The 26,823-nt window shown below is 31.3% G+C and carries 20 protein-coding genes and 1 tRNA gene; 1 reads left to right on the forward strand and 20 read right to left on the reverse strand.

The window, feature by feature from the left end; genetic code table 4:
* The 10 genes from N1F73_RS00070 to N1F73_RS00115 all read right to left on the reverse strand — a co-directional run bounded on the left by N1F73_RS00070 (window position 1) and on the right by N1F73_RS00115 (window position 9,964).
* Window positions 1-924 (reverse strand): site-specific integrase, encoded by a 924-nt coding sequence (locus N1F73_RS00070; RefSeq protein ID WP_259290298.1) that lies wholly within the window; start codon window positions 922-924, stop codon window positions 1-3.
* Window positions 925-1,063: 139 nt separating this feature from the next.
* Window positions 1,064-2,023 (reverse strand): ABC transporter permease, encoded by a 960-nt coding sequence (locus N1F73_RS00075; RefSeq protein ID WP_259290299.1) that lies wholly within the window; start codon window positions 2,021-2,023, stop codon window positions 1,064-1,066.
* Window positions 2,023-3,954, reverse strand: a complete 1,932-nt coding sequence (locus tag N1F73_RS00080; protein ID WP_259290300.1) for an ABC transporter permease — start codon at window positions 3,952-3,954, stop codon at window positions 2,023-2,025. The genes N1F73_RS00075 and N1F73_RS00080 overlap by 1 nt, the downstream gene beginning before the upstream one ends.
* Window positions 3,896-5,806, reverse strand: a complete 1,911-nt coding sequence (locus N1F73_RS00085) for an ABC transporter ATP-binding protein (protein ID WP_260359358.1) — start codon at window positions 5,804-5,806, stop codon at window positions 3,896-3,898. Before N1F73_RS00085 ends, N1F73_RS00080 begins: the two co-directional genes overlap by 59 nt.
* 2 nt (window positions 5,807-5,808) lie before the next feature.
* Window positions 5,809-7,104, reverse strand: coding sequence for a BMP family ABC transporter substrate-binding protein (locus N1F73_RS00090; protein ID WP_260359359.1), 1,296 nt, complete (start codon window positions 7,102-7,104; stop codon window positions 5,809-5,811).
* Window positions 7,105-7,376: 272 nt separating this feature from the next.
* Window positions 7,377-7,727 carry a 50S ribosomal protein L20 gene (gene rplT / locus N1F73_RS00095; protein WP_259290303.1) on the reverse strand — a complete coding sequence of 117 codons (351 nt, stop codon included), beginning with the start codon at window positions 7,725-7,727 and terminating at the stop codon, window positions 7,377-7,379.
* A 32-nt stretch (window positions 7,728-7,759) separates the two neighbouring features.
* Window positions 7,760-7,948 (reverse strand): 50S ribosomal protein L35, encoded by a 189-nt coding sequence (gene rpmI, locus N1F73_RS00100; protein ID WP_038561632.1) that lies wholly within the window; start codon window positions 7,946-7,948, stop codon window positions 7,760-7,762.
* 15 nt (window positions 7,949-7,963) lie between these two features.
* On the reverse strand, window positions 7,964-8,554 hold the full coding sequence (gene infC / locus N1F73_RS00105; RefSeq protein ID WP_260359360.1) for a translation initiation factor IF-3: 591 nt from the start codon (window positions 8,552-8,554) through the stop codon (window positions 7,964-7,966).
* Window positions 8,555-8,822: 268 nt separating this feature from the next.
* Window positions 8,823-9,059, reverse strand: coding sequence for a hypothetical protein (locus N1F73_RS00110; protein ID WP_259290305.1), 237 nt, complete (start codon window positions 9,057-9,059; stop codon window positions 8,823-8,825).
* Between the two features lie 11 nt (window positions 9,060-9,070).
* Window positions 9,071-9,964, reverse strand: coding sequence for a nucleotidyltransferase (locus tag N1F73_RS00115; RefSeq protein ID WP_260359361.1), 894 nt, complete (start codon window positions 9,962-9,964; stop codon window positions 9,071-9,073).
* Between the two features lie 66 nt (window positions 9,965-10,030).
* On the opposite strand from N1F73_RS00115, the gene N1F73_RS00120 reads away from it, so the two are divergent.
* Window positions 10,031-10,114, forward strand: a tRNA-Leu gene (locus tag N1F73_RS00120).
* A gap of 849 nt (window positions 10,115-10,963) precedes the next feature.
* On the opposite strand, the gene N1F73_RS00125 is transcribed toward N1F73_RS00120, so the two are convergent.
* The 10 genes from N1F73_RS00125 to N1F73_RS00170 all read right to left on the reverse strand — a co-directional run bounded on the left by N1F73_RS00125 (window position 10,964) and on the right by N1F73_RS00170 (window position 26,775).
* Window positions 10,964-11,671, reverse strand: a complete 708-nt coding sequence (locus tag N1F73_RS00125) for a DUF3800 domain-containing protein (RefSeq protein ID WP_260359362.1) — start codon at window positions 11,669-11,671, stop codon at window positions 10,964-10,966.
* A gap of 653 nt (window positions 11,672-12,324) precedes the next feature.
* Entirely contained in the window at window positions 12,325-15,147 is a 2,823-nt protein-coding gene (gene uvrA, locus N1F73_RS00130; protein ID WP_260359363.1) for an excinuclease ABC subunit UvrA, read from the reverse strand.
* 14 nt (window positions 15,148-15,161) lie between these two features.
* Window positions 15,162-17,138, reverse strand: coding sequence for an excinuclease ABC subunit UvrB (gene uvrB / locus N1F73_RS00135; protein WP_260359364.1), 1,977 nt, complete (start codon window positions 17,136-17,138; stop codon window positions 15,162-15,164).
* A 53-nt stretch (window positions 17,139-17,191) separates the two neighbouring features.
* Window positions 17,192-17,425, reverse strand: coding sequence for a DUF2188 domain-containing protein (locus tag N1F73_RS00140; RefSeq protein ID WP_259290309.1), 234 nt, complete (start codon window positions 17,423-17,425; stop codon window positions 17,192-17,194).
* Between the two features lie 152 nt (window positions 17,426-17,577).
* Window positions 17,578-18,066 (reverse strand): hypothetical protein, encoded by a 489-nt coding sequence (locus tag N1F73_RS00145; protein WP_259290310.1) that lies wholly within the window; start codon window positions 18,064-18,066, stop codon window positions 17,578-17,580.
* Window positions 18,059-20,548: an ATP-binding cassette domain-containing protein gene (locus tag N1F73_RS00150; protein ID WP_260359365.1), complete on the reverse strand. Its 2,490-nt coding sequence runs from the start codon at window positions 20,546-20,548 to the stop codon at window positions 18,059-18,061. The genes N1F73_RS00145 and N1F73_RS00150 overlap by 8 nt, the downstream gene beginning before the upstream one ends.
* Complete coding sequence (locus N1F73_RS00155; protein WP_260359366.1) at window positions 20,532-21,635, reverse strand: ABC transporter ATP-binding protein; 1,104 nt, start codon at window positions 21,633-21,635, stop codon at window positions 20,532-20,534. Before N1F73_RS00155 ends, N1F73_RS00150 begins: the two co-directional genes overlap by 17 nt.
* A 7-nt stretch (window positions 21,636-21,642) precedes the next feature.
* A complete protein-coding gene (locus N1F73_RS00160; RefSeq protein ID WP_260359367.1) occupies window positions 21,643-22,905 on the reverse strand; it encodes an ABC transporter permease in 1,263 nt (420 codons plus the stop codon).
* The gene (locus tag N1F73_RS00165; protein WP_260359368.1) at window positions 22,898-23,950 is read right to left on the reverse strand and encodes an ABC transporter permease; all 1,053 of its coding nucleotides are present in this window, start codon (window positions 23,948-23,950) and stop codon (window positions 22,898-22,900) included. The genes N1F73_RS00160 and N1F73_RS00165 overlap by 8 nt, the downstream gene beginning before the upstream one ends.
* The gene (locus N1F73_RS00170; RefSeq protein ID WP_260359369.1) at window positions 23,950-26,775 is read right to left on the reverse strand and encodes an OppA family ABC transporter substrate-binding lipoprotein; all 2,826 of its coding nucleotides are present in this window, start codon (window positions 26,773-26,775) and stop codon (window positions 23,950-23,952) included. Before N1F73_RS00170 ends, N1F73_RS00165 begins: the two co-directional genes overlap by 1 nt.
* Window positions 26,776-26,823 lie beyond the last annotated feature (48 nt).

The following is a 26,823-nucleotide window of genomic DNA, read 5'->3' on the forward strand; positions in this document are numbered from 1 at the left end:
TTAAAATAGATTAGATATCGACCGCATAACCAAGTCGATATCTTTATTTTCTAATTCGTTAATAATATGTAAATATATTCTTTCTGTAGTGTTCATGCTTGCGTGGCCTAGGCGTTTAGCGACTGAAGCTATTGACACGCCGGCATAGAGCAATATTGAAGCGTGTGTGTGTCTGAGACCGTGAATTGAAATTACAGGTACATTAGCTTTTTGACAACGTCTTTGTAAAATGTCGTTGATAGTTGAATTAAATATTTTTTTATCGTTAACAAAAATTGGCTTATCTTCTGGCAAATTTCTAATTAGCATTGCAAATTGTGAAGTCGTTAATCAGTCTAATTGTACCTTACGAATTGATGATTTATTTTTTGTGGGAGCAAAGCCGTCATTATCTTTGTAATTTCACGTTTTGGTGATATTTAATAATTGTTTGTTGAAATCAAAATCGTTGGGAGTTAGGGCTAAAGCTTCTGAAAATCTTAAACCTGTTTTTGCAATCAGTAAAATCAATCAATCAAAATTGATTTTTTCTTTAAGATTTAAAGATTTAATCAATAATTGCAATTCAAATTGACTTAAAAATTTTGGTTTTTTATTTTTTGACGGCATTCTCCCTTTTATCACTACTTTACGGGTAGGATCAACCCGCAATAGACCATCATCAAAGGCGTCTAAAAGACAACTTTTAAGATGATGGTGAAAATCCATTGTCGTTTGGCGCTCGTGATGTTCGGCGTACTCATTTAGTATTTTTTGGTATGAAATTCTATCTAATTCACTTAATTTTAATTGGGGACATATTTTAATTAGCCAGTCAAGTGTTGTTAAATATTTGTTAAAACTTATCTTTCTAATTGAACCTTTTTTATATATATCAATTCAATTTTGAAAGTATCTGTAAAATGTTATATCATTTTTTTTCATAATTTCCTTCCTCTACCCACGTAAAATATCATACATTATGCATTTAAATGGTTTAAGTTTACATTGCAAAGTGGCAATATAAAAATGAGCCCGTGTGAGCTCATTTAGATTTTAAATAATTATTAAATGCGTATTAGTTCTAACGAACTGATTTGTCATATGCGATACCTGATGCGGCAGGCGCATGTGATTTTTTTCCAGTGATCATAACAATCAATAACGATAGCATGTATGGAATAACTTGTAATAATGATTGATATGGTTTTAATTCTGGCACGAACGCACCTGAAGAAGATGAAATCGCATACAAGAATGAGAATAAGAATGAAGCACCACAAACGATGAAAATGTTTCATTGACCCATAATCATAATTGCTAGGGCTAAATATCCATATCCTCTAACGTCACCGTTAAATGAAGCACCTAAAGTTTGTGAGAATATTGAACCCGCAACTCCGGCGATAGCTCCTGAAATGGCAATTCCTTGTCATTTGTATTTATTAACGTTAATACCTGCAACGTCAGCGGCTTGAGGGTTTTCCCCAATACTTCTAAATCTCAATCCTCATTTAGTTTTATATAGAGCGAATGCTGAAACAGCAATAATCGCAATAGTGATAACCATTTTTCATGAAATTATCTCAACTCTTTGAGAATCAAGAACTTCGATAACATATCTTAGTTCTTGAATATTGTTAGCTGGTTTTTTATTACCATTACCAAAAATGTCTAACAAAATAATTGCAATACCGAATGCTAGTAGGTTAATAGCAAAACCTGAAATAGTGTGTTCACTTTTTAGTTTGATAGTTGCAAAACCATGCAACATCGCAAAGGCAGCGGCCACGCCCATTGCCATTATTGTAGCCGGTATTTGTCAAAGACCATTACGGCCAATAACACTAGTTTCACCAAATATTTTGTTAATGATATCACTAAATACTAAGTAAGAAACTGCACCGATAACCATCATCCCGTTAATACCGATATTTACGATACCAACTTTTTCACTAAATAATCCACTAATTCCACCAAGTGTGAATATACAGAAGAAAAGAATTAGTCAACCATAAGTATCAACTACTAATTTTAATGACATTATTTTCCTCCTTTATTAGTTCTATAATCTTTTAACATTGCGAATCTTTGTTCGATAATGTTATTGTAAATTGCTTGGAATTTAGCTTTAATAGATTTTTCTGATGCAATTTTTTCTTGTTTTAGATTGAATTTTCTTGTTGAACCTAGTCTACTCATTTCAAGATTCATTTTTTGTTTTTGGTTGTTAATGTATTCGAAGTTTTCGATAGTTTCTTTCTCTGAATTTTTGTAGTTCATTGCAGAAGAAAGATATTTATCAGTCATTTTTTCAATTTCAACTTTAATTTGTTTAACACGTTTTTTGTTTGAAATTTCACCTTTAGCAAGTTCAACTGCCGGAACAGATAATGAATTAATTGATTCTTTAACCGAACCAAAGCTTGCTGCTTCTTGTTTTTGGAAAGCAACTAAATCCTTGATTTCTTTTTTGTATTGTGAAATCAATTCGTGATTTTTAGCAAGTTTTGCGTTGTGCAATAAAACTTGTAAATCGTAAACTTTGTTTGCATTGATAATACCAATTTTTGCGCGTTCAGTCAAGATATTGTTTAATAACAGATTTTTCTGATATTTTTCTTCTAATTTTTGCAACTTAGCTAACATTTTTTCATAATTTTGATCGTCAACATTATATTCAATTCTGTGCAATGCTAAATTGTATCTATTAGTTAGAGATATACGTTTTCTTTCTAGCATATTCAATTTGTAATTTGCTAGGTAACGTGGATCTTTTATCAAAGCAATTCCGCGCGAAATTGAACGTAAAGGTTTGAAATTACTAAACATCACAGAAGTTGCTGCAAGATATAGAATCATTGATGTAATAACTTGAAGGTCTTCCGGTTTTAAATATAATGGGTCAAGTTGAATAGTGTATTGCGATGAATACAATGCTGTATAGAATAATGATGAAAATACAATACCAATTGGTGAGTTAAGTGCTAATAAACTAATTGCAATCGATTCAAAACCAATAACTAGTGGTTCAGTGATACGGTTGAAAGCAACACTTGGAGCAATAACATATTGATAAAATCCTGCAATACTTGCAATCATTGCTGAAAAAGCAAGAATTAGCATTGTTAGCATTTTATCGTTAACACCCATGTATTTACCGTTAGTTTTAGCAACCCCTTGCATTCTAATTTTGTATCCTAAACTTGTGAAGTTGAAGATAAAGGCAATTGCGATTACTAATGCAATCAAACTTATAATCCCGCCAATCACAAAAGCATTTTTAACGGCTGATGAAATAACGGCAAAACCTGGTTTAACCCCTGTGTTAGTGTCATCGAAATAAGCATTAATTTGTTCAGGTTTTAATTCAGGTCAAATAATTGAAGCTGATTTTTGTTGGAATAAAATCATTGAAATTCCAACTATTATTCAGTTAACCATAATTGTTGAAATAACTTCATGCACATTTAGATGTGCTTTAAGTGCTCCTGAAATTAAACCAACAATAAAAGCAAATAACATTGAGAAAATTAGTGCTACAAATAAAACTCATAATGGTATTTCTTTGCTTGAGTTGTAAGCCATTTTGATGAAAATACCAAACGAAGTAGCTCCCGAGATCATCATTTGTCCAGGAATACCAATATTGAATAATCCTGCTTTAAAACTTAAAGCACAGGCCAATGATGAAAACCCAAAGACTAAAAAGAAGTTAACAATGTATTCTTTATTATTTGAGTTCAAACTATCAATTACAGCATTTACAATTTGAAATGGGTTAATTACATAACCATCAAAAATTGCTTTTTTAAGAAATATATAAACGAATGAAAGAACTATCCCGAAGAAAAGCGCTCAAAGAGATGATGCAACTTTACGACCGGTTGACTTAGTCTTATCCATTTTTATAAAATTACTCATCTTTTGACTGAATGTTCGCAAAGAATCACTCAAATTGTGTTTTGTCTTCATTTGTTTCCTCCTTTCTGTTTAATTTGAAATTATCATAAATTTCTTTAAATGATTTTTTAGCATGTGAAATTTCTGCTTTTTTATTCAATGCTACTTGTAAACGTTCACGACGAGCTTTTTTATAGTTCTCGCTTAATTCAGCAATAGCTTCTTTACCTGCGTCTTTTGAACGTTTAGCAATAAATAAACTTGATTTAATTGATGTCTCTTTCAACAATGCTTCTTCTAGCAATTTACTATATTTTTTCTCAATTATATTGATATAACTTTCTTTTGAATCTTCTATATCCATTGGGTTATATCATGTTTGGTTATCTTCAGAAGATGAGGATGACATGAATTTACCTATTTGTTCACGAGTTGTTGTTCTTGCGTCTTTAATTGACAAAATTCTACCTTCGTTAATTACTGCGATAGTATCAGCTAACGCTAAAACTTCATCAAGCTCGTAAGAAATTAGTAAAATCGCTTTTCCTTTTTTCTTTTCTTCTAAAATTTGACTATGAATGTTTGTAATAGCACCAATATCCATACCACGTGTAGGTTGGACAATTATGATGAAATCGTGTTCAAACATCATTTCACGACCAACAATAAATTTTTGTTGGTTTCCACCAGATAGTGAACGCGCAATACTTTTAGCACCTTGTGAACTACGAACGTCAAATTTTTCAATAATTTCCTCAGTGAAATTACGAATTTGTTTGTTCTTGAACACACCACCGGTTTGGAAATGTGGGTCTCATAATCTTCTAATTACTGAGTTTTCTTCAATAGTGAAGTCAAGGATTACACCATGATGGTGTCTATCCGCTGGAATGTACGCCACGTGGTTTTTACTACGATTTCATGCGCTCATTTTGGTTATATCTTTAACTTGATATTCATTAGTTTTCTTATCAAGTACTTTTAGATGTACAGAACCTTTAGTTGGTTGCTCCAATCCACCAACTACATATTCTAATTCCTCTTGACCATTTCCTGAAACCCCTGCAATTGCAAAAATTTCACCAGCATGAATATCAAAAGAAATATTTTTTAAATTTTTGTGTAACTTGTGTGTAGTTACATTTTTCATTGAAAATACAACATCTTTTTTCTCTGCTACAGAATCGTTTTTGATTTCAACAACTTCATTACCAACCATAGCTTTGATTATTTGGTCTAATGTTGTATCTTTCATCACAAAATTACCCGCTACTTTTCCAAGTCTCAATACCGTTGCGGTATCAGCGACTTGTTCAATCTCTTTAAGTTTGTGTGAAATGAATATTATTGTCTTGCCTGCTTTTTTGAATATTTGGAATGATTCTAATAACCCTTGAATTTCTTCATCGGTTAATACGGCAGTTGGTTCGTCAAAAACCAAAATATCGTTTCCCCGGTAAAGCATTTTCATAATCTCAACTTTTTGTTGAGTTGAGACTGTGGCATCACCTGATTTTTGGAATAAATCGAAGTGTAGGTTATAAGTATTTTGAAGAGCTTTTATTTTTTTGATAGCAACGTTTCTATTCAAAACGCCTGCTGCGGATGTTCACTCTTCTCCAAGGATTATGTTATCAAGATTAGTATATACGTCTACTAATTTAAAGTGTTGGTGCACCATACCGATACCTAATGCATTGGCATCGTTTGGTCCAGAAAAAAGCACCTTGTTGCCGTTGATTAGGATCTCTCCACTTGTTTGTTCATATAAACCAAACAAAATTGACATCAAGGTACTTTTACCAGCCCCGTTTTCACCGATTAATGCGTGAATTGTTCCTTTGCGTACTGCAAATGAAACATCGTCATTAGCGATTATTCCGGGAAATTTTTTAGTAACGTTTCTAAATTCAACTGCGTTCACTATTATGCTTTATATAGTGCTTTGGCAAGAGCATTCATACGTTCTTGAAGATTTGTGATTTCTGGGCCTTCTTTTGTAACTTTTGATGAGTATAGTCAAGCTTTATCTTCGTCATTTAGAGATTTAGCAACTTTTTTACCTTCATCTAGAGCTTCTTGTGCTTGTTTACCTCTTTCACCTTGGATGTATGTTTTCGAAACATCTACTCAGTTTTCATTAAATCCACCGTAGATTATACCGTCGGTTACATTAATTTCAAATCCACCTAATTGATCTTTAGTTTTTTTGTTCAATGCAATAGAACCAACTAAGTCGTATGTTGATTGTCCTAAATTTTTAAGAATTGAAGTAAAGAATGCTGATTTACCAGATGGAGCAGCTAAAGCTTGGTCGGTGTCAACCCCAATAATGTATTTTCCTTTAAATGAATCTCTTTTCATCACTAAATATGTCGCTTGTCCAGCAACAGGTAAAATTAATTTAGGGTTTGTAGCTAGGACATTGTTAATAGCGGTATCCATTATTGGCGAGTTTGTATCAAAACCTGTATTTAAGTCAACAGTGTTTTGTGTTGAGTGAACTTTTTTGTTTTCGTCTGTTTGTTTATTGTTTCAGTAAAGTACACCTTTCATGAAACCTTCGTTAAAGTCAGTAACACCTTCGAAGACACCACCTCCAAATTGTGCAAATGTTCTATCGGCTGCATTAGCTTCTTCTGATAGGAATTTAGCAGCAGCATATCCAGCAGCAAAAGCAGATTCTCTAGTTTTGAATTCTTGGAATACACCGTGTCCACCTAAAGCAGTTACATAGTCAGCACCAAGAATAGTTACACCTAAATTTGCCATTCTTTCAGCATTATTACCTTCTTTGATAAATGAATCAATTTGGTCTGAGTGTAAGAAACCTGGCATAATTCAAATTTTGTATCCACTGTTTAGTGCTTGTGTATAAGCGTTCTTATAGTTTCCACCAGTAACTTCTAGAACATTGTAGTTTTTTCTACTAATTTTGTTCTGTGTAGTAAAGTTTAATAACCCTTCTCATGCTGATTGGTTAAATGATTTGTCATTGATATCTCCACCGTCATTGATCATAACGATTTTTGGAAGATTTGCTTTTTCACTTTCAGTTGCAACTAAATTATCGCTTTTAATTACGTTAACAACTGAGACTTTTGGTGATTTAGGGTGATCATATACACCTTTATTGCTTTGGCAAGCCGCAGCGATCATAGGTACTGAAGCTAGAGCAGAAAATACTCCCGCACCCATTAAAAATAATTTATTCTTTTTCATGTTTATTTAAAAACCTCCTAATAATACGCAATACACAAATATTACGAGATATAGCACGAGAACTATACCTAATTTAATTATAATAAATTTATAGTTTTTATGACTTTGATAACTCAATATGTTATGGAATAGTTTCCGTATAAAAAAAATACAAAAAAAGCGTGTTTTTACTGAAAAAACACTTTAAATAATTGATAAACCAGTTTTTTTAAAAAAATTGAATTTTAACAAAAAACAAATTTACAAAATTTTTTGCTTTTTTGTGTTATTAATTATTTACCGTCTTTTGAAATTTTGATTAAGTCAGAAAATACTTTAGGTTCATTGATTGCTAATTCAGATAGCATTTTTCTATTAATTGAAACGTTAGCTTTTTTAAGACCATTAATGAATAATGAGTATGATAATCCTTCTGCTCTAGTAGCAGCGTTGATACGTGCTATTCATAGTTTTCTGAAATTACGTTTAACTTGTTTACGGTCTCTGAATGCGTATGTTCATGATTTAACAACTGCTTGTTTAGCAACTTTGTAACCTATTGATTTGTGTCCAAAATATCCTTTAGCTAGTTTTAGTCATTTTTTTCTTCTAGCTCTTGTAACTGTTCCGCCTTTAACTCTCATAGTTTTCCTCTTTTCTTAATTAAATATAGTTATTAAAATAAGCCTTTGAATCTTTTGATGTCAGATGCGTGCATTTGAACAGATTTACGTGCTTGACGTTTTTGTTTTGTTGATTTATTTTGGGCTAAGTGTGAACGGTAAGCTTGTTCTCTTAAAACTTTTCCTGTACCTGTAATTTTGATACGTTTTTTAAGAGCACTTTTTGTCTTCATTTTAGGCATATTTACTCCTTGTGACTATTCTTCGTCATCTGATGATGATTCAGAATCGTCTTCTTGTTGTGTAGCAATTTTATCTACTATATTATTTTCTTTTTTGTATTTAGCAACTTTTGTTTTATTTGGTTGCAAATACATGTCAAGAAATCTATTATTCACAAGTGCAGCTTCTTTAGCGATATCAGCAATATCTTCTAATAAAGCAAGGAAACGATTAATTGTGTCGTAACCAAGTTCTGGACGCGCCATTTCACGGCCACGATATTTAAGACTAACTTTTAGCCTGTCACCATCAAGTAAAAATTCTCTTGCTTTACGTGCTTTAACTTGTAAATCATGATCACCGATCATTACAGTCAATCTAATTTGACGATTTTGAATAATAGTTTGTTTCTCTTTAGCAGCTTTTTGTTTTTTCTTACGGTCGTATTTAAATTTGCCATAATCTAAGATTCGAGCAATTGGTTTTGGTTCAACACTAATTAGCACTAAGTCCATACTGTACTCACGTGCTATTTGAATTGCTTCTTTGGTTGGTTTAACACCAATTTTTTCGCCTGCTGGGCCAATTAAAAAGACTTTTGCAAATGGAATATTTGAATTAATCATATGTTCCGCTGCTGGTTTTTTATTTCTAGTATTTGTTGGTTGTATAATAACTCCTTTATAATAGATAAATTTAAATTAATAAGTGTTTCCACTTCTCAACTACATATAAAATAAATTTTAATTGTAGCTAGAACCCAAGACTATATGGTCATCAGGTGAGATTAAATCTACTTTCTGCAATTAAATATTGCCTATTAATTTTATCATATAGTCTAGAAAACAAAATTATTTTATAACCTAAAAACTTTGATTTACTTTTGGCGTATTTTTAGATAACAAATGTAACTAAAATTCTATTATTTTGTGAAACTATTTCATAAGAAAATTCGTCTTTATGCTCATCTAAATATTTAATGATTAAATTTCATAAATTTTGATTTTCCTCGTCAATAAAAACTAACTCGGCATTATTTAAACCTAATTCTCATATTTCATCAAGCTCTCTTTCCATAGCGTTAATTGTTTTTTTATAATCATTTTGACTTGTTAGAATTATTTGTTTCATTTTTCACTCCTTTATTTTCATTTTTTACATAGTATTCAGGCGTAGATTCTTTTAATCCTTGAAGCTGTGTATCGTTTGGAAACACACGCTTGAATAAAATCATCATAATTTGTGTGATGAATATTTTTTAAAAAAAGATTTTCGATACCTTCGCTAACTAATTTAATTCGTTTTATTTTTTCTAGTGGTGTTGATAGTAAAATTTTTTTAAATTTAAAATAGGTTTTTTCAATAAAGCGACCTTTTTTAATTCGCATTGGTGTGTATTTTGAAATGTCTTCATTATTTTTAATTTTTTTTCGCAATAGAGAAGCAGATGCGTAATTTTCATAAGTTTGCTCCGAATGAAATTCAATATTGCGTTTGATTGAATAAATTTGAATATCGAGATTGTTATTAACTATCGTTTTGACATATTCAAAACCTAAAATATCATTAGGTAAATCATAGCTAGAGCCACTCAATTCACTTAGTGCTAAAGAAAAAGCTTTAGGATATGCCATTTTCTCTTTTTTGATATATTTACGAATAGTTTTATTGAAATCATCGCTGTTTTTATTTAAAAACTGAGCTAAATATAACATTTGCTTGACATCGTCACTTTCAGAACCAAAAACAATTTTATTCACACCTGCTTGATGCAATTTCATTACTGCGTGATAAGCAAATATGTGGGCTGCTTGAACAGTTTCGTCAAAACTTAATTTAATCACTTTATTGACTCCATATTTTTTAGCGATTCGTTTTCGGCTAAAAAAACTAGCAATAGTAAATTCACCACGCTGCGAAAATTTATCGCTCATCACGACAATAATTTTTTCACCAGGAAAATTTTGCTTAACTCAATTAATTTGACGTATATGACCATTATGGAATGGGTTATATTCAGCTACTATTCCTACCATCAATCTCCTAAAATTAATTATTTGTTTATTATATTCTAAAAATCAATTATAATTATTAAGAAATTTGCCCAAGTGGTGGAATGGTAGACACCGTAGACTCAAAATCTACTGGAGAAATCCGTGCAGGTTCAAGTCCTGTCTTGGGTACCATATGTATTTGCTCCACAACGCCTTATGGCGTTTTTTTATTTTCTTTAATGAAAACCGACACAACAAAAGTTGCGCCGGTTTTTTTGATTACTTGCTATATATGCAATATTTATAAACTAGAATAGCAAAAGGCACTATACAGCGCTATTTCTAACTATTCAACTCAATCTCTTTATTCAAGCGTTCGTTGTTTTTAGATAATTTCGGCATTTATAGTATTTTTTTCAATAAATTTACTCATAAAACCAATGAATAAGTTTGTTTTTGCTCTATAGTGTATAAAAAAACGATAGGCAGTAAAGATAAGGCCAAAAAAAGCATCAAGTACATTATATTTAGCACTCCGATATAAAAAACGATTTTCAAAACCTATGTATAAACTCTTTAAAAACAACAGAATATTTGCAATTAATTTATATAACGCGGTACACAAATTAGAAGATAAAAACTACGATTTAAATCCGCTAATACAACATACTTATGAAGTAAGTATTGAAATCTATAAGGAAATTCAAAAATTTTTTGAGGAAATAAAAAGAATGGCCTATCTTATCTAACCATTCCTAATACCTATTAAATTTTGGTTGAATTAAAAGGAGTCAACCTAGTAAATAATATCAAAAATATAGTCCAAATAAAAAACAAAAGTTCTTATTTATAAAATTCAAAAGAAGCGGAACTTTTGTTCTCTATTTCATTATTTTGTTTTCGCTAATACAACAGAAATTAATTTCAGATTAATTTAGCCTTGTTAATGGTATCAATGTTTGAAACACAGCTTAAGCCTTTCATTTATGAACTTTTTATTTTTATCTTAGTTTGTTGTGATTATTTTTCTTTTTAATACTCTTAAGGTAAATTTATTATGAATAATTCATTATGTTTTTTTAAATATTCAGAACGACTTTTTTCATCTTTTTTGTTTCATAAATAAAATAAATTATTAGCTAAAAAATCACTGGCTCTGATTAAATAATTGCTTTTTGAATCTAAGTATTTTAACTCTATGTTTTTTGCATTCGGTATTATTCCCGGTCTAAAGTTTGAAAAGTTTTCATCATATTTACCAAATTTTAATTCTTTTCTTATTGATTGACATAAGTCGTACCAGCCAGATGTGGAAGTGGGTCTTTGATCTAGAAAAAAATTAATAGCGTTTATTTTATCTAATGAAATTAAATTTTTACGCTCTAAAAATAATAAAAATTCTTTTACTCCACGAGAGTATGCATAATCTTGAAAGGATTGTTTATGAAATTTGCTATCCATAATCCTATCATAGACTTTCTTTAAATCAATTACAATACCAAACTTGTAGTATTTGTTCATTGTATTTAATAATCTTCTCTTATATTTCGGTGGTGTTAAATATGCTTTTAATTCAGTTTTATTGTCCATTTTTAAATTTGTTTTAATATTAATTTCTACATCTCTATATTTTAATTCCGCGTTTATGCGCTCTTCTTTACTAAAAATTAATATTCCTGCCAATATATAATATTTGTTATTTTTAGAATCAAAAACACCAGATTCATCAGTGAAAATTTGTAAATTCATATAAATTCCTTATTTCAGTTATAAAACATATTAGAAAAAAAGACTGCAATTAGCAGTCTCCCTACATTGTTGACGCTAACACATAGCGCTTAAACGGTTGTTCTACCAATATAGTACACAGTGTCATCGTGACCTGTAACTATATAATACCATTTTTTTGCGTTAAAATTCAATTAATTTTAAATAAATATTTAGTGTATGAGATGGTTACTAATAAATAAGCATATCGCCAAGTGAAACCAGTTATGATTGCAATTTTGAAATATTGTATGACACGATCGGGCTAAGATAATAATATTTTTAGTAGAAAAGTATCAGATATATTAATTTTTGCCTTTTCAGAATTAGGTTATTTTGAACCCATATTGTCTAATGTAAAAAAATTGTTTAGATAGGTATCTTTATTAAAAACACAAAATGATATTATTTTGATTTGCATTAATTGTAACGGTAGGAATTGGGTTGAAATTAATTTAGCCTTGTTAATGGTGTCAATGTTTGAAATATATCTTGAACTCTTTTTGTCTTCATTGATACTTTGACTATAAAGTTTAATGATTTATTCACAATAGTTAAATATTGATATAGATTATTTAATAAAAACAAGAGAAGCATTAACACATCGGTGCTAACACTTCTCACTACAATAAGTATTATGATAAATATTTCTTTAAGTATTGTCCTGTATAACTGCCCTCCACATTAGCAACTTGCTCGGGAGTTCCACTAGCAACAACTTTGCCGCCGTTGACACCGCCCTCTGGTCCTAAATCGATGATGTAATCGGCACATTTTATAACGTCAAGGTTATGTTCAATAACCACCACTGTGTCACCATTATCAACAATTTTATTTAAAACTGATAAAAGTTTATTGACATCGTGTGGGTGTAATCCGGTTGTTGGCTCGTCTAATACATACACGGTTTTACCGGTTGCTTTTTTATGCAAGTATGTGGCCAATTTAACTCTTTGTGCTTCACCGCCGCTCAGTGTGGTGGATGATTGACCTAGTTTAATGTAACCTAAACCTATTGATTTAATAACTGCTAATTTTTCCTTAATTTTTGGTCTAGCCGCAAAGAAATCATACGCTTCATCAACGCTCATATTTAAAACGTCAGAAATGTTTTTGTTTTTGTATTTTACTTCCAATGTTTCTTTTGTGTAACGTTTGCCATCGCATTGATCACAGACAATATAAACATCGGGTAAAAAGTGCATTTCAATTTTAATTACTCCATCGCCGGTACATTTTTCACATCTACCGCCAGGAACATTGAAACTAAAATTAGATTTCGTAAGTGCTCTTGCTTGTGCTTCGGTTGTCGAAGCGAATAAATCACGGATATCATCAAAAACCGAAATGTGTGTTGCAGGGGTAGAACGTGGCGTTCTGCCGATAGGACTTTGCGAAATTGGTATCACTTTATCAATCGCATTGATATTTTGAATAGAAGAAAATTTCCCTATTTTTTCAGTATTTTTATTGACAACTCTTTGTATTCCTTTAACAAAAATTTCATTAACTAATGTACTTTTACCACTGCCACTTATGCCTGTGACGGCAATAAATTTGCCAAGTGGAAACTTAACATCAATATTTTTTAAATTATTTTCTTTAGCACCTTTGACAGTAACAACTTGTCCATTGCCTGAACGTCTAGACTTTGGTAATTCAATCTTTAATTCACCGCTTAAGTATTTTCCAGTCAATGAATCTTTAGTTTGCATAATATCCTGCATTGTACCTTGAGCAACAATATTACCACCCTCGGCACCTGCTAATGGTCCAATATCGACTATATGTTCTGCAGCTCTAATTGTGTCTTCATCGTGTTCAACAACAATCAGTGTATTGCCAATTTCCACCATATTTTTTAGTGTGGCGATCAAACGATCATTATCTCTTTGATGCAAGCCAATTGAAGGTTCGTCCAAAACATATAAAACACCAGTTAAATTTGACCCAATTTGCGTTGCAAGTTTAATTCTTTGGCTTTCACCACCCGAAAGTGTTTCAGCATTCCTGTTTAGACTCAGATAGTTCAATCCTACATTTTGTAAAAAGCTCAATCTATTAATTAATTCAGTAAGAATTAATGAAGAAATATGTGAATCATTCTCGTTTAAATTAATATTTTCGATAGTGTTTAATGCTTCTTCAATTGATAATCGTGCATAATCATCAATATTTTTGCCATCAATTTGGACTGCTAAAGCATATTTATTCAATCTTGAGTTATTACATTTTGAACACGGATATGAACCCATATATTTTTTTGTATAGTCACGGATAGTTTGTGAGCTAGTTTCCATATATTTACGCTCAACAATATCTAATATACCTTCTATACGTTTACTACGACGAATCCGGTTGCCAGATGCAGAAATTAAAACATATTCAATTTCTTCATCTGAACCATATTTAATTCTCTTTATATCAAATGGTGAAAGATCTTCGATAGGAATGCTTTTATCAATACCATAGTGGTTTAATAAAACTTCAAATTCTTGTCATTCTAAGTTTTGTGTGTTTACTGTGTTTTCGAATATTTTTATTCCACCATTGTTTATACTTCTTCAAGGTTCTGGCACTAGTGCCTCAAAACTTGCTCGCAAATCTACACCAAGACCTTTACATTGCTCACAAGCACCAGCGGGTGAGTTGAATGAAAATAAACGTGGCTCGATTTTAGGCATTTCAAAATCTTTATACATACACGAGTGCAGTTTTGAAAAAGTTTTAATTTCGCCTTCGTCACTTTCCACTTTAATTAAACCTTTACTGTATTCGGCGGCTACTGAAATAGCCTCCGCTAAACGAGCAGACTCATCCACAACATTTACACGATCGACAACTATGTCTATTGTGTGTTTACTATTTTTATCCAAAATGATTTCATCATCTAAATTTCTTAATTGTCCATCAACTTTTACTCGAATAAAACCATCTTTACGCAACTTATCAATTAAGTTTAAATGTGTCCCTTTTTCATTGTCTACAATTGGCGACAAAATCAATATTTTGCCACTGGTTTTCATTGAGTTTAAAGAGTCAATAATATCTTTGTTAGTTTGTGATTTGATTGGAATTTTGTGTTGCGGACAATAAGGAACACCAATACGAGCAAACAATAAACGTAAATAATCATAAATTTCCGTGACAGTGCCCACTGTCGAACGTGGATTATTATGTGTTGTTTTTTGCTCAATTGCAATCGATGGACTCAAACCATCAATGGCATCTACATCGGGTTTATTGCTTCCCCCTAAAAATTGGCGAGCATAATTACTCAAACTATCTACATATCTACGACGGCCTTCTTCGTAAATCGTATTAAACGCCAATGATGACTTACCCGAACCTGATAAACCGGTAAAAACTATTAATTTATTTTTAGGCAAAACTAGATTAACATTTTTTAAATTATTTTCTCTAGCACCTTTTATTGTAATTTGTTCTTTTGTTGACATTTTTCCCCTTTTTGTTATTGTTTTGTTTCGAATTCAATAATTAAATCACGAATTTCTATTGCCTTTTCGTAATCTAAATTTTTCGCTGCTTCATTCATTTTAGCATTCAATTCTTCCAGCAATTGTGCTTTCTCTTTTTTGCCGACTTTATTCTTACTTAAATAAAAGCTGATTTGTTCGTCTTTAGCATCATCAAGCAGGGCGTCTGGTATTGCTTTAATAATTGTTTGCGGAGTGATATTATGTTTTAAATTATAAGCAATTTGCAACTCTCTTTTTTCTTTATTGTCAGCAATTGTTGCCTTCATACTGCGTGAAATAGTGTCGCCATAAAACAACACCCTACCGTTAGCATTACGGGCTGCACGACCTGAAATTTGGATCAATGATTTTGTATCACGTAAAAAACCTTCTTTATCAGCATCTAAAACTACAATCAAACTAACTTCAGGTAAGTCAATACCCTCACGTAACAAGTTAATTCCAATGACAGTATCATAAATACCTTTACGTAATTTCAATAGAATTCTATTGCGTTCAAATGCAGTGTGTTCTGAATGAATAAAGGCAATTTTTTCGTTTTTTTCTAAATAAAAACGTGTCAATTCTTCTGCTAAACGTTTAGTTGTGGTCAATATCAAAGTTCGTTCGTTTTTTTGTTTTTGTTTTTGCAATTCATCATAGATGTCTTCAACTTGATTTTTCGAACTTCTTACTTCAATAACTGGGTCTAATAAACCTGTTGGCCGCACGAATAAGCGAGTTAAGTTGCCCTTTGTTTTTTCTAATTCATAAGATTCAGGCGTAGCGGAGATAAAAATTGTTTGGAAATCAAAACCGTTTTCGTATTCGTCAAAACGTAATGGTCGATTATCAAGTGCCGATGGCAGTCTAAAACCATAATTAACTAAATTTTCTTTACGTGAGCGATCCCCGTGATACATAGCACGTAATTGAGGAATCATCATATGACTTTCATCAATAATTAATAGCGGATTTTTACCCGCAAAATAATCTAACAATGTATAAGGTCTTTCACCTGGCTTTCTGCGGTCAAAAAATCGTGAGTAGTTTTCAATGCCCGAACATACACCAAATTCACGTAATGAGTCCATATCTTTAGTTGTACGTTCGTCAATTCTTTGTGCTTCCAGTAGTTTATTATTTTTTGAAAAATATTCTATTCGCTTTTCTAATTCTTCGCCTATTTCTTCAACAACTTTTTTTACTAATTCATTGCCGACTGTATATGCGTCACCGGGGAAAATTCGGAATTGTTTATGAGTTTGAATTACTGTTTTGGTCAATGGATTTACTGTTGAAATTTTTTCGATTTCATCATCTCAAAAATCGACTCTAATCATAAACTCATCACTGTGTGCGGGTCTAATAAAGACTGTATCGCCTTTTGAACTAAAAGTCCCTAGATCTTGATCGACTTCATTACGCTTATAGTTTTTTTGAATAAGTTTTTTAAAAAAATCGCTTCTTTTATAGATATCACCAACCGCAATGTAGAAAATTTGCTCATTATAATCATTAGGATTTAAGGCACCATAAATGGCCGAGACAGATGCAACAACGATTGTGTTATTTTCAGTCAATAACGAGTTAAATGTTGACATTCGCATTGCCTCAATTTCACGGTTAGTTTGCGAGTTTTTTTCAATGTATGAGTCACTAGAAGGTATATAGGCTTCAGGGCGATAATAGTCGAAATAAGACACAAAATATTCAACATTATTATTCGGAAAAAATGACTTTAATTCGCTATAAAGTTGCGAGGCTAATGTTTTATTATGAGAAAGGACTAAAACAGGACGATCAAAATTAGCAATCACATTAGCGATAGTGAATGTTTTTCCACTACCAGTAACTCCTTTTAAAACTTGAAATTTTTTGCCAGAGTTGATGTTGTCAACCAATTCCGCAATAGCTTTAGGTTGGTCGCCTGCTGGGCTATAATTTGAAACCAATTTGTAATTAGACATATTGCTCTCCTTTACTTACGAAAATAAATAAAAATATAGTAGACACTATATTTCTATTTCTTTTTCTTATTACTAATACTATCTCTTACTTGTCCAGTTTTACGATGAATAATTACTGAACCATTACGTTTTTTAGTTAGTTCATTTGAGTAAGCAATAGCTTCTTTTTGAGTGTCAAATAATTTAGTTGGTCTAGTGTTGCCAACACCTTTAACTTGTCATTTTCCGTTGTATGGAGTAACATGATAAACAGTCGCTAGTTTGTCTTTTTTTATTTCTTCAGCCATAATTTCCTTTCCTTTGTATATATATAATTTTATAAAAAATGCAATAAAACCATTGAAAATAGTTCAAAAAATCAATAAATGCTTATGTTTTTCGTCAACAAATCTATTTATTAATTTTTTGCGTAAAAAATAGGTCAATAAAGACCTAAATTTTACGCAAAGATAAGAATAATTGCAATCACAAGACTTATGATTCCTAAGGCAACTAGTATTCAGTAAATAAGATTATTTTTTTTGGTTAAATTCGCTGTTTCTTGCCGTTGTTGCAACTCTTTTAATTCTTCATTCAGTACTTTTAATTCAATTCTTTCTTCGCTTGATATTGAGTTATTCGTATTGATTTTAGAAATGCGTCTTAATAATTTTGATTTAGTTTTATTTTGGTGAATTTTAGTTATCCCTGAACCTAAACCAGAACGAACTGAAATTAAAATTACACCGTAAGCCAAGTATCACACACCCATACCCATCAGTGAATCACTGGCAATGTATTGAGCTTGGTTTTGAGTATTGGCATATCTTTTATTAAGTACTAAATAAGTAATGGCACCAGCCAAAATAGCCACACCAATCAGTAAAATAACAAAGAAATGTATTAATCGTTTAAGAGTAAATGAGTCTTTAAAATATTGTTTAATCATTGTTTAAATATGCTCACTTAAATGCGTGCTTATTCGCTTCCAATTTGTTGGCTTGAGAATTAGCATTAATTTTATTTGCTTTTAAGTTTAATGGTTTAGCTCATTGTGATGTTTGTTCGTATGTTCCATAAACAAAATGCTCGTCTTCAACTTGATATAGTTCAGGAACATTTGGATATTCTTGCCCTTTGAAATAATCAAGTTCAAAACTAATATTTTCAAATTTCTCATTAGCGTTAGAAATTTTCGGAATTGCTTTAAATAGGTTAATTGTGTATGGATGCACTGGTTTTTCATACACTTTTTGTGTTGAACCAGATTCCACAATTTTTCCGTAGTGCATAATTTCAACACGATCAGCAATGTATTCAATCATTGAAAGGTCGTGAGCAATAAAGATCATTCCGATATTCTTTTTCTCACATAAGTCTTTTAATAAGTTGACAACTTGTGCCTGAATTGAAATATCCAGTGAAGCAATCGGTTCATCGGCAACGATAACTTTAGGTTGGGTAATTAAAGCACGAGCAATAACAATTCTTTGGCGTTGTCCACCACTAAATTCGTGTGGATAACGATATGCGAATTGTTTCAATAAACCAACATCTTCCAGTGATTTGTAAATAGTTGTTTTTATCAATAAGTTTTTGATCAATATTTTAGCAATTATATTACCCGAAATAAATTTCATGAATTTAACAGAATTGAAATCTACTGCCCGAGAATTGTTGATTCCTAATAGGATCTTAATTGCATTAACATCTTTATTTAAGTATTTAGCTTCAATTTGGAACGATTTTAATGTTAAAAGTTTATTTTTTACTTTTGAAATGTATAAATTGGTCATTTTGTTGTGTTCAAACAGCTTCATTTTCAATGAATTTGTTTCTGGAGATTTGGCTTTTTTTGCTTCTTTATAAGCTTGCTTGATTTCTAAACCTTTTTGTTTTAGATATTGAATAAATTGTTTATGAGCATTATCAATACCAGTATTAGTTAAGTCTTGCAAACCTTTTAAGAATTTGTATTCTTCATTAGCTTGTTCGATTTTTAAGTCTAATTCAGCTATACGTTCTTTGTGTTTGATTATATATTCATCAATCATTTCTTGATTGAATTTTTTTGCTTTTTCGTACGCTAATCTCGCTTGTTCAATATCTTCTTTAGAAGCATATTTTTTATTTGACGAGCTCATTGTTGAGTTTTGTTTAATTTTTGTTTCTAATTCATTGATTTTTGTGTGATAATCATTGATATTTTTTGCGTTCAATGCAATAAAATCATCAAAATTAAAGTTGAACTTTTCTTCAATAACATTAGTAATTTCTTTTTTAATTTTAGGAGAATATTCAATGTTTGATAGATGGTCAGAGAAGAAATTTTTGGTATATTCTTGTAACTTAGCAATCGCTGCACGAGCTTCTGAATAATGAAGATATCTTAATTGATGCTTCATTAATTTAGTTACTTTATTCATTTTTTTACTTAGAAGCTCGTTTTTAATATTATGAGTATATGTATTCAGTTTTGTTGAAATTATTTTTGAATTACGGTATATTTTTGCATCTTTTTTAAATTCAACAATAAAGTTATTGAATGTGTTAACATTTGTTGCTTTTTCATCCTTTTTGTTTTTGATGATATCTTTAATTTCACGCTGTCAAACCTTGATTTTTTGTGCTGAATTATATTGTCTTAAAGTCATTTTTGACAGTTTAATTGTTTTAAAATAATGATCTCTAGCTGCTTTTAATTCGCTTTCGTCAATATCCAAATTCATATTTCTAAAATCACTTTGTTTTTCGAAATAAAAATTCATCAATTCATCAGTGTTTTGATACAAATTATTAACTATTAAACTTTCCATATTTTGTTTTTCTTCTAAATATGAAAAGTACGAGTTGAAGTTATCTTCAGCAGAAAGATTATCATCTATTTTTCATTCTTTAACTTTTTCTGCTCATGAGTGGAAAAAGTCATGGGCTAAGGTATTAATTGATAATAAATTTTGTAGTCGTAATTGTTTGTATTTTTCTTGGAACGAATAAAAGTAATTTTCTTTGATTTCAACTCAATCTTTAAAAATATCTTTAATTTGATTTTTAATAATTCCGTTAACAATTAAAGGTTCTTTTAAAGTTGAATAAATATTTTTTTGTCCATTTAACGAAGCGTGCGGATCTTGAAAAATCATTTGAATGTTTTTACGTAAGAATTTAGTTTGCGCTCGTGAAATTCTTTTGCCACTGATAACTTTGCCATCCAACATGACAAAACCATTAAAATCATCGTAAAGACGCAATAATGAACGCCCTACTGTCGTTTTACCTGAACCAGATTCACCAATTAAACCAACAATTTCACCTTCATGTAAATTAAAGCTGACATTATTTACCGCTTTATTGATTACATTACCGTTGGTAAAATATTTTTTTAAACCTTGTATTTCTAAAATTTGTTTAGAATTACTTTTCTTCATCATTTTCAAATACCTTTCTAAAACTGTCAATTCTTAATTGTAAATCTTGAGGTAATTCAACCTTAGGTGCATCGGGGTGCAATAATCATGTTGCTGCTGCGTGGCATTTTGAAACAGGCAACATTGGTGGTTCTTTGTAAAAATCAATTTCAAGTGCATAATCATTACGTGGAGCAAATGGATCGCCTAACGGTAAATTCGCCATATCTGGTGGAGTTCCTTTAATCGAATATAGACGATGTTGTTTGTTTTCTGGAATCGCAGAAATCAGTGCTCATGTGTAAGGGTGACGTGGATCAGTGAAAATATCTTTTCTACTGCCCCGTTCAACTATTCTTCCTGCATACATAACGTAAATGTAATCACAGAACTTAGCAACAACACTAATGTTGTGGCTAATTAAAATAATTGAAATATTCATTGTTTGCCGTATTCTTTCGAATAATGCCAACACTGATGCTTGCACCGTTGGGTCTAGGGCAGTAGTTGGTTCATCAGCAATAATTAATTTTGGTTTTAGAGCAACAACCATTGTTATAACAACTCTTTGTTTCATACCACCCGACAATGTGTGAGGGTAAGAATCAAAAACTGCTTCGGCGTTTCTAATGCCAAATTCATCCAGCAAGGAAACTAAATAGTTTCTTTTTTGTAAATATGTTTTTCCTTCTCATTCTTTGTTTAGATTTAAAGCATCTAACAGTTGTTTTCCAATTTTACGAGTAGGATTAAGAGAGGTCAGTGGATCTTGTGGAATATAGCCAATATATGATCCCCTGATTGCTTGTCATTGTGAATTTTTTTTGATTTTTGTTAAATCTAGGTCATCAATTTGCATTTTATCAGCTGCAAATTGAGCCCCTTCATTAACATTAATTAGAGATTTTGAAGTTACTGATTTGCCTGACCCAGACTCACCAACTAGTCCAATAATTTCACCACGTTTAATTTTAAGATCTAAGCCACGAACAATTCGAATAAAATTTTTGCGACCGTTTTTAAAATCAACTCTTAAATTTTCTACTTCCAATAGTGTATCGTCTGCTAAGGGAGTAGTTTTAATTGAGTTTAAAATATTTTCTTTGTTCATGAATCTCCTATCTTTTGACTTTTATGACTTTAGGGTCAAGGGCATCGTGTAACCCAATTGCGGTGAATTGTAAACTAATTGAAATTCCTAATAAAATTAAGGCAGGTAATATTAATAATCAAACATTTCCTTTTGAAGCTTCTAGGTTGTCAAGCATAAATTTACCTAAATTAGCTGAATCATTGTCTTTGAAAAATCCTAAGAATGCTAATGAAGCAATTGATAGAATTACTGAAGGAATTCTTCTTACATAACTCATTGCAATTTTTCCCAAAATTGCTGGTAAAGCATGTAAAAATATTTGTCTTGTTTCACTAGCACCAATACTTTTGGCAGCCATGATATATTCTTCATCTTTAACAGTGATGATAAATAATCTAGTAACGCCGATTGGTCCAGTTCAACCAACGAATAATAAACCACCAATCAATACTCATGGGTTTGTTCCCCAAATTGTAACAAATAGTAATAATCAAATAATTGAAGGCGGCGATGTGAAAATCTCAATTAAACGCATCATAAATGTGTCTAGTCATTTACCAGCGTTAAAACCTAAATAAGCTCCAACAAAGACACCAATAATGATTTCGACAGTTGCCACAAAGAATGCGACTCAAAGTGATTCTAAAGTTCCTTTTCAAACACTAGTTCAAATATCGGCCCCTAAAGCATTAGTTCCTAAAAATGTTTTTAATTTAGGAATTGAAGCAATAATGCCGGCAATATCTGCCGTTGCTAGGGAAGGACGACCATGTTCTTTAGTATATTCGATTAATTTTGATTGTAACTGTGCTCCGTCAAAATATAAATAAGCATTATATTTAACAACTTTACCCGGGATTATAAAATGAGAATTAGCTGCATAAGGACTTAAATATTTATAGTATTCAAAATTAGGGTTTTGTCATTTTTGTAAGTTACGTATAACCCCAATATCAGTTGTTTCTTTAAACGGGTCAAATATTGGTGGCAATGACTGAAAGTTTGCAACTTTTTGGTCATTTGGTAAATTTGCGTCAATTGGTTTAACTGCTGGATATTGTGAAAATGTTGTAACAAATACTGAAGTAAGAATAATTGCAATAAAGACAATGAAAGCAATTACAACTACAGGATTGGTAAAAAATCTTTTAATTATTTCTAGCAATAATACCTTGGGTTTACCACCAATATTGTTGCTAATTTTTTCGTCTTTAGACAACTTTAATTTAGAGATTAAATCAGCACTAATTCTATATTTTTGATTGAATTCTGTTGAATTTTTACTCATTTTTCTCTCCTTTCAGTTGTGCTTGATATTCTAATTTACGTAATTTGTGAGCTCGGAAAATCATTGATAAAGTAATTCCGCTGCTTGCTTGGTATTTAATTCTTGGGTCGATTAACGGATAGGAAATATCCACAATAATTTGAGTAAATAAACCTAGCGCCGTGAAGAAAAAGACGTTAAACATGACAACATTTATTTCTCCGGCTGGGAATGAGTTAGCAATAATAGTTGCCGATCCAGGGATAAATCAGAATTTTTCAACAATAATCGAACCTGATAAAAGAATTAAATAAGAAGGAATAATGATAGTTGCTAACGGAATTGAAATATTTCTGAAAACATATTTTCTAAATATTTCACCATCACCTAAACCTTTGGTTTTGGCGATTAAAACATAATTTGAAGTTAGCACAGTTACAACTTGATTACGTGCGTATAATGTGTAACCTGCTAAAGAACCCAGACTAACTACAGTGATTGCTGGAATAATAGATTTAATAGTTGCCAGTCATCCTCCACCGATTTCGTTAGGAGAGATGAATCTAATATCAAAGCCTACTTTTTGGAATATATTTAGGGCAATAGGTGCAAGAATAAAACTTGGAACCGCAATAAAAACAAAGACAAAACCATTAATTACGTTGTCAACTCACGTTCCTCGTTTATATCCACCAATAATACCAATAATTACTCCCAATGAAGAAGAAATAATAAACGAAGGCAATGAAACTAGCATACTTCAACCTAATGGTTCGAAGAATAATTGTGGAATGGTTTTGAAACCACCACTTTGAATATAAATTGGTCCAAAATTACCTTGGAAGAAATTTTTAAAATATGTACCAATTTTTACAATAATCGGAATCGAATTATATTCTTCCGATTTTGCGAGTAGTATTTCTCTTTTGTGTTGATCGTTTTCACTAATTAAAGCTATTTCAAAAGGGTTTTTTATAAATAAAACGATTAAGGTATACGAAAATATTAGAACTATAAATAATGTAAGAATGGCCAGAGCCATTCTTTTTGATAGATATTTAAACATTATTTATCAGTGTTTTGAAGTACTTTCGTATCACTATATCATTCTTCTTCTGCACCAACAAATGGAAATACATAGTTAGGGTTAATTAACACTGGACTAAAACCTTCTAATGAAATTAATTTTGATCTACCAACTGAATTTCCGATAAACAATACCAACTCTTTTGCTAGGTCTATATTTTGTTGATTTGTCAATGTTTTTGTGTATGTTGTAAAGAATCTCGATGTCAATGTTGTAAGATCAACATCAGTGTCTTTGATATCTGTATTTTCAACTAATTTTTGAGTAGCTTCATCATATTTATAATGTGATAATGAGTTTGATATTTTATCTAATTCAGATAAAGTTAGATTTCTAAATTTGTCTAAGCCAATTGATAATGTAAAGACATTATTGTTTAGTTGTTCTTGGACTCATTTGTTAAATTCTTGACTTAATTTGAATATAGCAGGGAAAGCAGCTTTAAATTTATTTTGGTTATCTTTTGCGCTTTGGCTAGCGTCTTGCGGTAATTCTTGACCTAGCATTATTGATGGGATTGCAAAGTTGTATAAGTTCGCTAATCCATCAACACCTGAACCCATTGAGTTAACATCATAACCTCAACCACCGATTTTATATGGCGATCTACCGTACACGTGTTGATTGTAGAATAGTGCGGCTTGTTCGGCAGTGTAAATTGTTGTAGTTAATTCTAAACGAGGGTCTAATTCTTTGAATAAATCAGGTAATTGATTGTAAATTAGTTGCATTTTTTGTGGGGATCAGTTAACGTATCTGAATGTAAGTTGTCATTTAACTTTTTCGTCAGCACCTACATTGTTTGCGTCTAAGAATTTTTTCATTTCAGCTTTAATTTTTTCAAATTCTGGTGATTTTAGTTTATCTAAATCACTACCAGCTATCAATCAATTATCAGCAAATTCTTGTGGTGTTGTGTAATTAGCTTTAGTGTAGTTACTGTTTAAATATGATATAGAGTTAACATCTTGGTAAACATCACGTAATGTTTTAGTTTGTGAATTAATTTGGTCACTTCCACCAATGTTTGCATCGGGCGCAAGACCGGCAATATACATTTTTGATTTTCCGTCAGTAACAAATGATGCGACATGGTCATAGTTAACAGCGGCACTAATTAGAGATCTGAATATTACACCGTTACCTGAGAACAAGTTGTAAATATCGTCACCTTTGAATTGTGATTTAACCATTTCTTCAACAGTTTTGCCATATACTAATCTCGAAAAAGTATCATTATATGAAATTGAATCGACAATTGCTTTTAGAGTTGTAGGGTTGTTTAAAGAATCACTTTCAATATCAGTTACTGCTGGAAGTAAATTTCATCCTTGAGTTGATAAAATTGATGATTTATTTAAAGATTGCGAATAATTAACACCAAAATTTTGTGGCGCTTTAATAACTTCTGTTTGTTGGGCTGTTGGAATGGTTGAGTATGATAGTCTTGAAATTCTACCTCTTTTAAAGTCGTCTCAAAGAACAGCTGAGAATTGTTGATCATCACCTTGACCTTTGTATCTTAAAACAAACTGTTTTACGGCAGTTGGTGAATTAACTCATTCTTGATCAACATAGTGTTTATTTTGTAGTCATTTTTCTTCTTGGGTCGATTTATCATATCCACCATAGTAGAATGCACCTGCGTATAGATTATATTTGTCATTTATACCGTATCAGTACACACCAGCTTTTGAAAGAATATTGTCACGTGGAATTGCACTAATTTTTTCCATTGAAAATGTTGCTGCATTTTCTGTTGAAAATGGTTCTAGAGTAGGTAAACCATCTTTGGCTTTATCGGCAATATATTGACTTGGAGCAGCAGCAAAATCTTGGCTAGTAGCAAGGTTTTCAATTAAATCACTAAAATCGGCCGAATCTTTTCCTGATAGTTTGTGGAAAGTAAGTTTTCCATCTTGAACAGTTTCATTTTCATTATCTAATTTATTGGCGTCAACTTCGAATAGTCCGTATAGATACAAGTTAGGATATCTCATTTGCTCGCTGAAATAATTAGAACCAGAACTTAAAATTCCAGTTATTAATTGGTCCAATTCTGTAACATTTACATCAGTTCCATTAGCAACTTTTTTACGTTCGGCAACTCCTAAAAGTCTAGTTCTCATTCATGAAATGTAGAAGTCATTTGCCACAACATTATATTTGGTTTCATTACCGTTATTGTCAACTCATTTAACATTATCTTTGATTTCAAATTGCAATTTTGTTGATTTAGCTAAAGTATCGAAGAATTTTTTAGAGTTAATACTACGGTCATCATTTGAAAAACCTTGATATACAGCAAAACTATAATTACCATTTGTTGGTTGTTCAGTCAATACCGCATCATCTTTGTCAAATTCAACTACTTCTCCGTCAACAGTTGTAACAATAATTTTTGAAGCTAATTCAAGTTTATATCTTCAAACTGATGGGTTTTTAATTTGATAAGATACCGCACCGGTGTTAGGGTCAGCTGTCTCTAAAATTTCTGCTTTACCAGTTGTAGATTTTCTAATTAATAAGGCTGCATTTTGGTCTTCCGGTTGTTGTTGTCATGAACCATATGCATTAGATGAATCTTGAGAAAATTCTCTTGGGATATATGTCGAGTTCACTCCACTACGAATTACACCTTGTTTTACATATTCGCTATCTGTGGCTACACCTTGAGTGTTTTGAACTCCATTTGTACCATTATTTTGGTTGCCAGTATTACCACAAGCAACAACTGCTAACGGCGTCGCAAGAGTCGTAGTTAATGGTAATAATCATAATTTTGATTTTAATTTAAATTTCACGTTTCCTCTCATTCTCAATAAGAATATTGAATTTATTATTATTTCATT

This window comes from Mycoplasma sp. HS2188, from assembly GCF_025209835.1.
GTDB lineage: Bacteria > Bacillota_I > Bacilli_A > Mycoplasmatales > Metamycoplasmataceae > Mycoplasmopsis.